The sequence below is a fragment of the Vibrio sp. 2132-1 genome (genome assembly GCF_033344315.1).
Map to the genome: position 1 here is coordinate 1 of NZ_JAWPON010000769.1, position 536 is coordinate 536.

Sequence of the window (536 nt, forward strand, 5' to 3'; positions counted from 1 at the left end):
TAGCAATAGTTAATGTTTGAAGTAAAGTGTTGCTCAAAAACAACTTCGAAGGTATTTGGAATACTCGGGAAGAAAACATCCCCCTCTGGCTCGATGTCGATCGTCGATAAGTGGAGCGTAGAGGCCATGGGTAATGTTTCTCGGTAAATTTCTCCGCCACCAGACACTATAACGTGACCGGTGAATTCAGCTAGCCTGTCCATGGCCTCTTCGATTGACTGAAATACAACTACATTGTCATCATTTGATGTCCAACCTGAGCGGGTAACGACCGCGTATTTCCTATTGGGGAGTGCGCCCATAGATTCAAACGTCTTGCGACCCACCAGAAGCCACTGATTGTAGGTCAATGCTTTAAAAAGTAGCTGCTCCCCTTTCGCGGACCAGGGTATGTCTGGACCGCAACCAATCACGCCGTTTTTCGCTTTCGCAGCCATCAATGATACTTTCAAGGTTCTCATCCTGGGTTAACGTTTGACATGAGGGGCGGCCAAGGGCGCCAGCCCTTGGACGTCCCCCTCGATGGAAGGGTTAGG

General features: G+C 49.3%; 1 protein-coding gene. It reads right to left on the reverse strand.

Annotation, left to right across the window (positions count from 1 at the left end; all coding sequences use genetic code 11):
• Positions 1-452, reverse strand: a 452-nt coding sequence (dfrA14, locus tag R8N47_RS27885) for a trimethoprim-resistant dihydrofolate reductase DfrA14 (RefSeq protein WP_318186446.1), incomplete at its 3' end; no start/stop codon positions are given.
• Positions 453-536 lie beyond the last annotated feature (84 nt).